The sequence below is a fragment of the Streptomyces sp. XM4193 genome (assembly GCF_023072595.1).
In the GTDB taxonomy this organism is placed as follows: Bacteria; Actinomycetota; Actinomycetes; order Streptomycetales; family Streptomycetaceae; genus Streptomyces.
Genome location: NZ_JALLGK010000004.1, coordinates 32,118 through 46,921, shown reverse-complemented (window position 1 = coordinate 46,921; position 14,804 = coordinate 32,118). Strand labels below are relative to the sequence as shown.

Below are 14,804 nucleotides of genomic sequence, written 5' to 3'. Positions count from 1 at the left end.
ACCGCACCGGCATCCGCGACATCACACGCCTCCACCGAGACCCGTGCGCCCGAAGCCGACAGCTCCGCCGTCAACTCCTCCACACCCTCGGCCGACCGACCACTGCGACTCACCAACAACAAGTCCCGCACACCGTGTTCGGCGACCAGATGACGGGCCATGACCCGACCCAGACCACCCGTACCACCCGTCACCAGGACACACCCGTCCCCACGACCCCACTCCGGACCGTCGGTCTCACCCGCGGACACCCGGGCCAGACGGGGCACCATGACACGGCCGTCACGGACAGCCGTCTCCGGCTCACCGGTCGCGACAGCCGACAGAACCAGAGCAGGGTCCGAACCCTCCGCCAGATCCAACAGAGCGAACCGGCCAGGGTGTTCGGACACCGCCGAACGCACCAGACCCCACACCGACGCACCAGCCAGATCGACGCCGTCCACCACACCCGACGTCACCAACACCAACCGAGAACCAGCGAACCGCTCCTCGGCAAGCCAGGAACGCACCAGGCCAAGAACACGCCCGGCAACCTCATGCACCGAACCAACAACACCAGCACCGGCACCAACACCAGCGCCCACACCGACGAGCACCGTCGCCGGAACCTCCTCGACAACCGACAACGCCTCCAGATCCGCGAAACCAACACCCGGCAGCTCTGGCAGATCGGCACCCAGGAGTCCCACCACAGGCGCGTCGGCGGGAGCGGTGGCCGGGGTCCAGTCCACGCGGTACAGCGCGTCGCGGCTCGGGGAGTTGAGCTCGCTCGTGGCCAGCGGGCGCACTGTCAGGGCCTGTACGGAGGCGACGGGTTCACCGGCGGGGTCGGCGAGTTCCAGGCCCATGGTGCCGTCGGCGTCCCGGGTGAGCCTGACCCGCAGGGCGGTGGCGCCGGAGGCGTGAAGCCCGACGCCCTCCCAGGAGAACGGGACTCCGCCGCGGCCGTCGTCGTCGATCGCGAAGGCGTGCAGCGCGGCGTCGAACAGGGCCGGGTGCAGGCCGAAGGAGGCGCCGTCCGACTCGTCGTCGAGCGTGATCTCGGCGAAGAGGGCGTCGCCCCGCCGCCAGGCGGCACGCAGCCCCTGGAAGGCCGGCCCGTAGGCGAACCCGGCCTCGGCGAGTCGGTCGTAGCACTCACCGACGTCGACCGGGGTGGCGTCGCGCGGCGGCCAGAGGGTGGCGTCGAAGTCCGTGGGGGACACGGCTTCGGGGGCCAGAACTCCGGTGGCGTGGACGGCCCACGGGGTGTGCGCGTCGCCGTCCTCGGCCCGGGCGTGCACGCCGAGAGCGCGGCGGCCGTCCTCGTCCGGGGTGCCGACCCGCACCTGCACCTGGACGCCGCCGCGTTCGGGCAGAACGAGGGGCGCGGAGAGGGTGAGTTCCTCGACGGTCGCGCAGCCCACCTCGTCGGCGGCACGCACGGCCATCTCCAACAGCGCCGTGCCGGGCACCAGGACGGTGCCGCGGACGACGTGGTCGGCGAGCCACGGCTGGGCCTGCGTCGACAGTCGTCCGGTCATCACCAGACCGTCGTCGTCGGCGAGTTCGACAGCGGCGCCGAGCAACGGGTGCCCGGCCGCGTCGAGTCCGGCGAAGCGCACGTCTCCGGGACGGGTCGCGGTGACGGCCGGCCAGTAGCGCTCGCGCTGGAAGGCGTAGGTCGGCAGGTCGACGGCGCGTGCGCCGGCAGCGGCGAAGAAGCTCGCCCAGTCGACGGCGACACCGGTGGCGTGGAGCCGGCCCAGGGCGGTGAGGGCGGTGGTCTCCTCGTCCCGGTCCTTGCGCAGCAGCGGTACGAAGACCGCCTCGCTGTCCTCGCCCGCGCTGGTCCGCGCCATACCGCTCAGCACACCGTCGGGGCCCAACTCCACGAAACGAGCAACACCTTGCTCCGCGAGAGCGCGAACGCCGTCGTCGAAGCGGACCGCCTCACGAACATGGGTCACCCAGTACTCGGGGTCCTCCACCTGTCCGGGCTCTGCCAGGGCCCCGCTCACGTGGGAGACGAGCGGGATGCGGGGAGCGGCGAACGTCAGGCCCTCGACGACCTCGCGAAACTCGTCCAGCATCGGGTCCATCAACGGCGAGTGGAAAGCGTGCGAGACACGCAACGCACTGACCCGGCGCTCCTGGTCGCGGAAGACGGCGGCGACCGCGGCGACGGCTTCCTCGGAACCCGAGATCACCACGGAGGAGGGGCCGTTGACGGCGGCGACGGAGACGCTGTCGGTGAGGTGCGGGAGCACCTCACCGACGGTGGCCTCGATCGCCGTCATCGCGCCGCCCTCGGGGAGGGCCTGCATCAGACCGCCACGGGCGGCGACGAGAGCGCAGGCGTCGGGCAGGGAGAACACCCCGGCGACGTGCGCCGCGGCGACTTCGCCGATGGAGTGTCCGGCCACGAACTCCGGCCGCACACCCCAGGATTCGACGAGACGGAACAGCGCGACCTCGACGGCGAACAGGCCGGCCTGCGCGTACTCGGTGCGGTTCAGGACATCGGCGTCCTCACCCCACACGACGTCACGCAGCGGACGCTCCAGATGCGCGTCGAGACCGGCACACACCGCATCGAACGCCTCCGCGAACACCGGGAAACGCCCATACAACTCACGCCCCATACCGAGGCGTTGCGAACCCTGACCGGAGAACAGGAACGCCGTACCACCGGTACGGACGGAGTCCTCGACCACGGCGGGGTTCGGCTCACCGTCGGCGAGGGCGGTGAGGGTGGCGAGGGCGGTGTCGCGGTCGTCCGCGAGGAGAACGGCGCGGTGGTCGAAGACCGCCCGCTGAGTCGCCAGCGAGAACGCCACGTCCCACGGGGAGTTCTCACCGCCGGCGGTCAGGAACTCGCCGAGCCGCGCGGCCTGCGCCCGCAGCGCTTCCGGCGTACGACCCGAGAGCACCCACGGAACGACACCCCCGACAACCGGAGCCACCTCCGCGACAGCCCGCTCCTCGAACTGCCCCTCGGGCTGTTCGAGAATCACGTGCGCGTTGGTGCCGCTGATACCGAAGGAGGAGACGCCCGCGCGGCGGACATGCTCGACGCCGGACCACTCGTGGTCGTCGGTGAGGAGTTCCACCTCGCCCGTCGACCAGTCGACGTGTGAGCTGGGTGCGTCCACGTGCAGAGTGCGCGGCAGCACGCCATGGCGCATCGCCATCACCATCTTGATGACACCCGCAACACCCGCAGCAGCCTGCGTGTGACCGAGGTTGGACTTGACGGAGCCGAGCAGCAACGGCGCCTCGCCGTCCGCCCGCTGACCGTAGGTGGCCAGCAGCGCCTGCGCCTCGATCGGATCACCCAACGTGGTGCCCGTGCCGTGCGCCTCGACCACATCCACCTCGGACGCCGACAAACCACCACTCGCCAACGCCTGCCGAATCACCCGCTGCTGCGACGGACCGTTCGGCGCAGTCAAACCATTCGACGCACCGTCCTGATTCACCGCCGAACCCCGCACCACCGCAAGCACCTTGTGCCCGAGACGGCGTGCATCCGACAACCGCTCCAACACCACCATGCCCACGCCCTCCGACCAGCCGACACCATCGGCAGAATCAGAGAACGAACGGCAACGACCATCAGCGGAAAGACCACCCTGACGGGAGAACTCAACAAACGTCATCGGCGTCGACATCACCGTCACACCACCGGCAACCGCCAAAGAGCACTCCCCCGAACGCAACGCCTGCGCCGCCCAGTGCATGGCGACCAGCGACGACGAACACGCCGTGTCGACCGTCACCGCCGGCCCCTCGAAGCCGAACGTGTACGAGACGCGGCCCGAGGCCACGCTGCCCGCACTGCCACTGCCCTGGTAGCCCTCGAACTCGGGGCCCGCCAGCAGGTTGGCGTAGTCGTGGTACATGACGCCCGCGAAGACACCGGTCTGGCTACCCCTGAGCGAGACCGGGTCAATACCCGTCCGCTCAATCGCCTCCCACGTCGTCTCCAACAACAAACGCTGCTGCGCATCAGTCGCCACAGCCTCACGCGGACTCATCCCGAAGAACTCCGCGTCGAACTCCCCCGCGTTGTGCAGGAATCCACCCGACCGCGTATACGTCGTACCCGACGCATCCCGATCGGGATTGTAGAGAGACTCCACATCCCAACCACGATTCGACGGGAAATCCGAAACGGCGTCGACGCCCTCCGACACCACCCGCCACAGGTCGTCGGGAGAAGACACCCCGCCCGGGTAGCGGCACGCCATACCGACAATGACGACCGGGTCGTCCGCCACCGACGGCAACGCCGACACCGGCACCACAGAATCCGGCTCCACCACACCGAACAACTCGTCCAACAAATAACCGACCAAAGCATGCGCAGTCGGATAGTCGAAGACCACCGTCGCAGGCAACCGCAGACCCGTCGACGCACCAAGCCGATTCCGCAACTCAACAGCAGTCAACGAATCAAACCCGAGATCCTGGAACACCCGACCCGGGTCCACCGTCTGCGCACCCGCATGACCGAGCACCACCGCGATCTGACCACGCACCAGATCCAGCAGCACCTCACGCCGCTCCTCAACACCCAGAACAGCCAGACGCTGCACCAAACCAGCCGTCGCAGCCGAACCACCGGCAGCCGAACGGCGCTTGGGGATGCGGACGAGTCCGCGCAGCAGGTGGGGGATGTCGTCCTGGCCGCGGAGGGCGGCGAGGTCGAGGCGGACGGGAAGAACGACCGGCTCACCCGAAACGAGGGCCGCGTCGAACAACGCAACACCCTCCTCCGCCGTCACCGCAGGCAGACCCGAACGCGCAATACGCCGCCGATCCGTCTCCGACAACGACTCCGTCATCCCCGCATCCCCAGACCACGGACCCCACACCAACGACACACCCGACAAACCACGACCACGCCGATGCGCCACCAACCCGTCAAGGAACGCATTCCCCGCCGCATACGCACCCTGACCCGCACTACCAAACGTCCCCGCCACCGACGAAAACACCACAAACGCGTCGAGATCCAAACCCTCGGTCGCAGAGTGCAGATTCCAAGCCGCATCCACCTTCGGACGCAGAACCCTCGCCAACCGCTCAGGAGTCAGCGACTCCACCATGCCGTCGTCGAGAACGCCGGCCGTGTGCACCACCGCACGCACCTCGTACCGCGACACCAGCTCCGCGACCGCGCCGGCGTCCGCGACATCACACGCCTCGACCGAGACCCGTGCGCCCGAAGCCGACAGCTCCGCCGTCAACTCCTCCACACCCTCGGCCGACCGACCACTGCGACTCACCAACAACAAATCCCGCACACCGTGTTCAGCGACCAGATGACGGGCCATGACCCGACCCAGACCACCCGTACCACCCGTCACCAGGACACACCCGTCCCCACGACCCCACTCCGGACCGTCGATCTCACCCGCGGACACCCGGGCAAGACGGGGCACCATGACACGGCCGTCACGGACGGAGAGCTCCGTCTCCTCCACGGCGAGAGCTGCGAGGAGCGACTCCCGGTCCGTGCTGTCGTCGGTGTCCAGCAGGGCGAAACGGCCGGGGTGTTCCAGCGACGCGGAGCGCACCAGGCCCTGTACGGGCGCGGCGCTCAGATCGGTCGCGGTGACGAACACCAGCCGGGACTCGGCGAACCGCTCTTCGGCAAGCCAGGAACTCACCAGGTCCAGCGCCCGGGCGGCGGCACCGTGCGCGCTCTCGACGACGTCGGTGGCGGTGCGCCCCTCCGGAACGTCGACGAGGACGACGCCCGGTACGGCGTCGGCCGCGGCGAGGGACTCGAGGCTCGCGTACGGGGCGAAGCCGTGGTCCCCGAGGCGTGCGGTCCGGTCGCCGAGGACCGCGACCGCGTCGGCTTCGACCTGTGCACCAGTGGCCGGAACAGCCTTCCAGTCGACGCGGTACAGGGGTCGCGACGCGTCGGGCGTCGCGGTTCCGGAGCCGGCCGCGCGGACGGTGAGGGACTCCACCGATGCGACGGGCGCACCGGTCGGGTCGGCGAGCCGGACGCCCAGGGTGTCGTCCCCGGTGCGGGTCAGCTGAACCCGGAGCGCGGACGCGCCGGACGCGTGCAGGGAGACGCCCTCCCAGACGAACGGCACACCGCTCGGGGCGTCCTCGTCACCGAAGGCGAAGGAGGCGTGCAGGGCCGCGTCGAAGAGGGCCGGGTGCAGGCCGAAGTCCGCGCCGTCGACGCCGTCGGGCAGTGCGACCTCGGCGAAGACGTCGTCGCCGCGCCGCCAGGCGGCACGCAGCCCCTGGAAGACGGGACCGTAGCGGAGACCGGCCTCGGCGAGGCGCTCGTAGCTGTCGGTCAGGTCGACCGGGGAGGCGTCCTTCGGCGGCCACACAGCCGCGTCGAACCGGGCGGGTGCGGCGGCAGGGGTGAGAACGCCGGTGGCGTGCGGGGTCCACGGCTGACGTTCGCCGCCGCCGTCGTCCTCCCGGGAGAGGACGGAGACCGGACGGCGGCCCCGGTCGTCGGGGGCGCCGACGCTCACCTGGATACGCACCGCGCCGCGTTCGGGGAGCACCAGGGGTGCGGCCAGGGCGAGTTCCTCGACGGAGTCGCAGCCCGCCTCGTCGGCAGCCCGGACGGCGAGTTCCAGCAGGGCCGTACCGGGTACCAGGACGGCACCCTGGACGATGTGGTCGGCGAGCCAGGGGTGGGAGCGCGTCGAGAGGCGTCCAGTCATCACCAGGCCGTCGGCGTCGGCGAGTTCGACGGCCGCACCGAGCAGCGGATGGCCGGCGGCGCCGATGCCGGCCATCCGGATGTCACCGGTCGAGGCGGTGGCCGCGGTGGGCCAGTAGCGCACGTGCTGGAAGGCATAGGTGGGCAGGTCGACGGGTCGACCGCCGGCGCCGTCGAGGACCGTGGCCCAGTCGGCGGCGGCACCGAGGACGTGGAGCTGGGCGAGTGCGGTGAGGGCGGTGGTCTCCTCGTCCCGGTCCTTGCGGAGCAGGGGTACGAAGGCGGCGTCGCTGTCCTCTCCCGCGCTGGTCCGCGCCATACCGCTCAGCACGCCGTCGGGGCCCAACTCCAGGAAACGAGCGGCACCTTGCTCGACGAGCACGGAGATCCCGTCGTGGAAACGGACCGCCTCACGGACATGGGTCACCCAGTAATCCGCAGTGGTCAACTCACCGGCCTCGGCGAGACGGCCGGTCACATTGGAGACCACCGGCAAACGCGGCTCCCCGAACGACAGACCCTCGACGACCTCGCGGAACGCGTCCAGCATCGGGTCCATCAGAGGCGAGTGGAAAGCGTGCGAGACACGCAGCGCACTCACCCGGCGACCCTGCTCCCGGAAGTGGTCGGCGACCGCCTCCACAGACGACGCCACACCCGAAACCACCACGGACGAAGGCCCGTTGACCGCAGCCACCGACACACCCTCAACAGAGTCCAGGTGTGGAAGGACCTCGGACTCCGTCGCCTCGATCGCCCACATCGCACCGCCCTCCGGGAGCGCCTGCATCAGACGACCACGGGCCGCCACCAGAGCACAGGCGTCCGCCAGGGAGAACACACCGGCGACGTGGGCCGCGGCGATCTCGCCGATGGAGTGACCGGCAACGAACTCCGGTCGTACGCCCCAGGATTCGACGAGACGGAACAGCGCGACCTCGACGGCGAACAGACCCGCCTGCGCGTACTCGGTGCGGTTCAGGACATCGGCGTCCTCACCCCACACGACGTCACGCAGCGGACGCTCCAGATGCGCGTCAAGACCGGCACACACCGCATCGAACGACTCCGCAAACACCGGGAAACGCCCATACAACTCACGCCCCATACCCAGCCGTTGCGAACCCTGACCAGAGAACAGGAACGCCGTACCACCGGTACGGGCGGCACCGACGACGGCCGCGGGGTCGGGTTCGCCCACGCACACGGCCGCCAGCCCGCGGACGGCGGTCTCCCGGTCGCCGTCCATCAGGATCACGGCGCGGTGGTCGAAGGTGGAACGCTGGGTGGCGAGGGAAAGTGCGAGGTCGGCCGGGCGCAGCGCGGGGTCCGCCTCGACCTGGGAGAGGAGGCGGGCGGCCTGTGCCCGCAGGGCCTCGTCCGTGCGGCCGGACAACGTCCAGGGCACGATGCCCGGGGCCGGGGAAGCGACGCTGTCACCCGTGTCGGGTGTCTCGGCGGCCGGCTCGGGCTGTTCGAGGATGACGTGGGCGTTGGTGCCACTAATACCGAAAGAGGACACACCGGCCCTGCGGAGTCGCTCCCCCGACCATTCGTGGTCGTCGGTGAGGAGTTCCACCTCGCCCGTCGACCAGTCGACGTGTGAGCTGGGTGCGTCCACGTGCAGAGTGCGCGGCAGCACACCGTGGCGCATCGCCATCACCATCTTGATGACACCCGCAACACCCGCAGCAGCCTGCGTGTGACCGAGGTTGGACTTGACGGAGCCGAGCAGCAGCGGCGCCTCGCCGTCCGCCCGCTGACCGTAGGTGGCCAGCAGCGCCTGCGCCTCGATCGGGTCGCCCAGCGTCGTGCCCGTGCCGTGCGCCTCGACAACGTCCACCTCGGACGCCGACAAACCACCGCTCGCCAACGCCTGCCGAATCACCCGCTGCTGCGACGGACCATTGGGCGCAGTCAAACCATTCGACGCACCGTCCTGATTCACCGCCGAACCCCGCACCACCGCAAGCACCTTGTGCCCCAGACGGCGTGCATCCGACAACCGCTCCAACACCACCATGCCCACGCCCTCCGACCAACCGACACCATCGGCAGAATCAGAGAACGAACGGCAACGACCGTCGGCGGAAAGACCACCCTGGCGGGAGAACTCAACAAACGTCATCGGCGTCGACATCACCGTCACACCACCGGCAACCGCCAAAGAGCACTCCCCCGAACGCAACGCCTGCGCCGCCCAGTGGAGCGCCACGAGAGACGAGGAGCAGGCGGTGTCGACGGTGACCGCGGGGCCTTCGAAGCCGAAGGTGTAGGAGACGCGACCCGAGGCAATGCTGGGGGCGCTGCCGTTGGCACGGAAGCCTTCGTACTGCTCGTCGACGAGCAGGTTGCCGTAGTCGTTGTACATGACGCCCGCGAAGACACCGGTCTGGCTGCCCCTGAGCGAGACCGGGTCAATACCCGTCCGCTCAATCGCCTCCCACGTCGTCTCCAACAACAACCGCTGCTGCGCATCAGTCGCCACAGCCTCACGCGGACTCATCCCGAAGAACTCCGCGTCGAACTCCCCCGCACCATGCAGGAATCCACCCGACCGCGTATACGTCGTACCCGACGCATCCCGATCGGGATTGTAGAGAGACTCCACATCCCAACCACGATCCGACGGGAAATCCGAAACGGCGTCGACGCCCTCCGACACCACCCGCCACAAATCGTCGGGCGAAGAAACCCCACCCGGATAACGGCACGCCATACCCACAATGACGACCGGATCATCCGCCACCGACGGCAACGCCGACACCGGCACCACAGAATCCGGCTCCACCACACCGAACAACTCGTCCAACAAATAACCGACCAAAGCATGCGCAGTCGGATAGTCGAAAACGACCGTCGCAGGCAACCGCAGACCCGTCGACGCACCAAGCCGATTCCGCAACTCAACAGCAGTCAACGAATCAAACCCGAGGTCTTGGAACACCCGGTCCGGGTCGACCGTCTGGATGCCGGCATGACCGAGCACCACCGCGATCTGACCACGCACCAGATCAAGCAGCACCTCACGCCGCTCCTCAACACCCAGAACAGCCAGACGCTGCACCAAACCAGCCGTCGCAGCCGAACCACCGGCAGCGGACCGACGGTTCCTGCGTCGGATCAGGCCGCGCGTCATCGGGTGCGGGTCTGCCTGCTCGCGCAGTGCGGCGAGGTCGAGGCGGACGGGCAGTACGGCGGGTATGCCGGTCGTCAGGGCCGCGTCGAAGAGAACGGCGCCCTGCTCAGGGGTCAGTTCAGGCAGCCCGGCGCGGGCGATGCGGTGGACGTCGGTACCGGAGAGGGTGCCGATCATGCCGGCGTCCTGGGTCCACGGGCCCCACGCGAGGGAGGTCGCGGGCAGGCCGAGGGAGCGGCGGTGGCAGGCGAGGGCGTCCAGAAAGGTGTTCCCGGCCGCGTAGTTGGCCTGTCCCGGGCCGCCGAGCACGCCGGAGAGGGAGGAGAAGACGACGAAGGCGTCGAGGTCCAGGACCTCGGTCGCCAGGTGGAGGTTCCAGGCCGCGTCCACCTTCGGACGCAGGACCTTCGCCAGCCGCTCGGGGGTCAGTGATTCGACGGTGCCGTCGTCGAGAACGCCGGCCGTGTGCACCACCGCACGCACCTCGTACCGCGACACCAGCTCCGCGACCGCGCCGGCGTCCGCGACATCACACGCCTCGACCGAGACCTGTGCGCCCGAAGCCGACAGCTCCGCCGTCAACTCCTCCACGCCCTCGGCCGACCGACCACTGCGACTCACCAACAACAGATCCCGCACACCGTGTTCGGCGACCAGATGACGGGCCATGACCCGACCCAGACCACCCGTACCACCCGTCACCAGGACACACCCGTCCCCACGACCCCACTCCGGACCGTCGGTCTCACCCGCGGACACCCGGGCCAGACGGGGCACCATGACACGGCCGTCACGGACAGCCGTCTCCGGCTCACCGGTCGCGACAGCCGACAGAACCAGAGCAGGGTCCGAACCCTCCGCCAGATCCAACAGAGCGAACCGGCCAGGGTGTTCGGACACCGCCGAACGCACCAGACCCCACACCGACGCACCAGCCAGATCGACGCCGTCCACCACACCCGACGTCACCAACACCAACCGAGAACCAGCGAACCGCTCCTCGGCAAGCCAGGAACGCACCAGGCCAAGAACACGCCCGGCAACCTCATGCACCGAACCAACAACACCAGCACCGGCACCGGCACCGGCACCAGCGCTCACACCGACGAGCACCGTCGCCGGAACCTCCTCGACAACCGACAACGCCTCCAGATCCGCGAAACCAACACCCGGCAACTCCGGAAGATCGGCACCCAGCAGGGCGGCCGGAGCGGTTCCGGGTTCGGCGTCGGCGGCCGGGACCCAGTCGACCTGGAAGAGTGCGTCACGGGTCAGGACATCCGCCGCCGAGGGCGTGGAATCGACGGCGCGCAGCACCAGGTTCTCGATGCTGGCGACCGGTGCGCCGTCCGCGTCGGCCACGGCGACGGTCGCGGACGCGTCGCCGGTGCGGGTCATGCGGACCCGCACGGCGCGGGCGCCGGAGGCGTGCAGACACACCCCTTCCCAGGAGAACGGGACGACGCCCCTGGCGAGGCCGGCGAGGGCCGAGATCTGGAGAGAGGCGTCGAGCAGCGCGGGGTGCAGACCGAACTCGTCGCCGTCGGCACCGTCGGGCAGGGCGACCTCGGCGAAGACGTCGTCGCCGCGCCGCCAGGCGGCACGCAGCCCCTGGAACAGCGGACCGTACTCGTAGCCGCCGTCGGCCATGCGCTCGTAGAGGCCGCTGATGTCGAGGAGTTCGGCGTCGGCCGGGGGCCAGACCGTGGAGTCGAACTCGAGGGTGCGTTCGCCGGGAACGAGGACGCCGGTGGCGTGCTCGGTCCAGGAGTGCGGGTCGTCGGCCCCCTCCGCGCGGGAGCGGGCGGTCAGGCTGCGGCGACCGGTGGAGTCGGCGGCGCCCACGTGCAGGTGGAGTTGGACTCCGCCCTGGGCGGGCAGGATCAGCGGGGCGGCGAGGGTGAGTTCCTCGACACGCTCGCAGCCGACCTCGTCACCGGCCCGGACGGCGAGTTCGACGAAGGCCGTGCCGGGCAGCAGGACGTTGCCCATGACGGTGTGCTCGGCGAGCCAGGGGTGGGTGCGCAGGGAGAGCCGAGTGGTGAGCAACAGGCCGCCGGTGTCGGAGAGTTCGACGGCAGCGCTGAGCAGGGGGTGTCCCGCGGCCCGGAGTCCGGCGGACTCCACGTCCGCGCCGACGGTGACGCTGGGCACCGGCCAGTAGCGCTCGTGCTGGAAAGCGTAGGTCGGCAGGTCGGTGAGCCGGGCGCCGGTTCCGGCGAGGAGGGCGGTCCAGTCGACGGCGACACCGGTGGCGTGGAGTCGGCCCAGGGCGGTGAGGGCGGTGGTCTCCTCGTCCCGGTCCTTGCGCAGCAGGGGGACGAAGGCGGCGTCGCTGTCCTCTCCCGCGCTGGTCCGCGCCATGCCGCTGAGTACGCCGTCGGGGCCCAACTCCAGGAAACGAGCGGCACCTTGCTCGACGAGCACGGTGATCCCGTCGTGGAAACGGACCGCCTCACGGACATGGGTCACCCAGTAGTCCGCAGTGGTCAACTCGCCCGCCTCGGCGAGACGGCCGGTCACGTTGGAGACCACCGGCAAACGCGGCTCCCCGAACGACAGACCCTCGACAACCTCGCGGAACGCGTCCAGCATCGGGTCCATCTGAGGCGAGTGGAAGGCGTGCGAGACACGCAGCGCGCTGACCCGGCGACCCTGCTCCCGGAAGTGGTCGGCGACCGCCTCCACAGAAGCCGCCACACCCGAAACCACCACGGACGAAGGCCCGTTGACCGCAGCCACCGACACACCCTCAACCGACTCCAGGTGCGGAAGGACCTCGGCCTCCGTCGCCTCGATCGCCCACATCGCACCGCCCTCGGGAAGCGCCTGCATCAGACGACCACGGGCGGCGACGAGAGCACAGGCGTCGGGCAGGGAGAACACCCCGGCGACGTGGGCCGCGGCAACCTCGCCGATGGAGTGACCGGCAACGAACTCCGGCCGCACACCCCACGACTCGACCAGACGGAACAGCGCCACCTCGACAGCGAACAGACCCGCCTGCGCGTACTCCGTACGGTTCAGGACATCGGCGTCCTCACCCCACACCACCTCGCGCAACGGACGCTCCAGATGCGCGTCAAGACCGGCACACACCGCATCGAACGACTCCGCGAACACCGGGAAACGCCCATACAACTCACGCCCCATACCGAGGCGTTGCGAACCCTGACCGGAGAACAGGAACGCCGTACCACCGCTGCGGACGGAGTCCTCGACCACGGCGGAGTGGGGTTCGCCCTCGGCGAGGGCGGTCAGGGCGGCGGCGGTGGTCTCCGGGTCGGTGGCCAGGACGACCGCGCGGTGGGGGAAGGGGGCGCGGCTGGTGGCGAGGGAGAGCGCGATGTCGACGGGGCGCGGCGGCGGGGTGGTGGTGGTGAGGTGGGCGCCGAGGCGGGTGGCCTGGTCGCGCAGGGCGGTGGCGGAACGCGCGGAGAGCGGCCAGGGAATGACGGCCGGTCCGACGAGCGCGGCCGGGACGGTGGCGGGCGCCCCGTCGTCGGAGGCGTCGGAAGCGTCGGAGGCGGCAGCTGCGTCGGAGGCGGCGGGGGCCTCGGGGGCGTCGGTGTCCTCCGTGGGCGCCTCGGTGGCCTGTTCGAGCAGAACGTGGGCGTTGGTGCCACTGATGCCGAAGGCGGAGACGCCCGCACGGCGGGGGTGGTCGGTGTCGGGCCAGTCGGTGGCCTCGGTGAGGAGGGCGACGGAGCCGGCCGTCCAGTCGACGCGGGAGGAGGGGCTGTCGACGTGGAGGGTGGCGGGCAGCAGACCGTGGCGGATGGCCATGACCATCTTGATGACGCCGGCGACACCGGCGGCGGCCTGCGCGTGGCCGATGTTCGACTTGATGCCGCCGAGGTGCAGCGGGCGTCCCTCGGGGCGGTTCTGGCCGTAGGTGGCGAGGAGGGCCTGGGCCTCGATGGGGTCGCCGAGGGTGGTGCCGGTGCCGTGCGCCTCGACGGCGTCGACCTGGTCGGCGGCGAGCCGGGCGTCGGCGAGTGCAGCCTCGATGACGCGGCGCTGCGCGGGGCCGTTGGGGGCGGTGAGGCGGCTGCTGGCGCCGTCCTGGTTGACGGCGGAGCCGCGCACGACGGCGAGGACGGGGTGGTTGTTGCGGCGGGCGTCGGAGAGCCGCTCGACGAGGAGGACGCCGACGCCCTCGCCCCAGGAGGTGCCGTCGGCGGCGTCGGAGAACGGCTTGCAGCGGCCGTCGGCGGCGAGGCCGCGCTGCCGGGAGAACTCGGTGAAGAGTTCGGTGGTCGGCATCATGGCGGCGCCGCCGGTCAGGGCGAGAGAGCACTCCCCCGCGCGCAGGGCGCGGACCGCGAGGTGGAGGGCGACGAGGGAGGAGGAGCAGGCGGTGTCGACGGTGACCGCGGGGCCTTCGAGACCAAGGGTGTAGGAGATGCGGCCGGACAGAACGCTCATGGCTCCGCCGGTGAGGTTGTGCCCCTCGGTCTCGTCGGCGGTGCGGGCCACGGAGCCGTAGTTGGTGTCGGCGCCGCCGACGAAGACGCCGGTGTCGGTGTTGCGGAGCGCGGCGGGGCTGATCCGGGCGCGTTCGACGGCCTCCCAGGCGGTCTCCAGGATGAGCCGCTGCTGGGGGTCCATGGCGAGGGCCTCGCGCGGCGAGATCCCGAAGAAGTCGGCGTCGAAGTCGGCCGCCTCGTGCAGGAATCCGCCCTCGCGGACGTAGCTCTTGCCGGAGGTGCCGGGGTCCGGGTCGTAGAGACCGTCCAGGTCCCAGCTGCGGTCCGCGGGGAGCGGGCCGACGGCGTCGGTGCCCTCGGCGACCAGGCGCCACAGGTCCTCGGGCGAGCGGACCCCGCCGGGGAAACGGCAGGCCATGCCGATGACGGCGATGGGCTCGCCGTCCCGTGCCTCGACCGACTCCAGCCGCTGCCGGGTGCGGCGCAGATCGGCGGTGACCTTCTTGAGGTAGTCGCGGAGCTTGGCTTCGGAGCTTGCCAT

1 protein-coding gene (only partly in view) is annotated in these 14,804 nt (G+C 70.3%); it reads right to left on the bottom strand.

The window, feature by feature from the left end; genetic code table 11:
• Nucleotides 1-14,804, bottom strand: partial view of a type I polyketide synthase gene (locus tag MTQ01_RS13435; protein WP_247490078.1) — the start only. It extends 16,918 nt beyond the left edge of the window; 14,804 of the gene's 31,722 nt are visible here — the first part of the coding sequence; it begins with the start codon at nucleotides 14,802-14,804; the stop codon falls past the left edge of the window.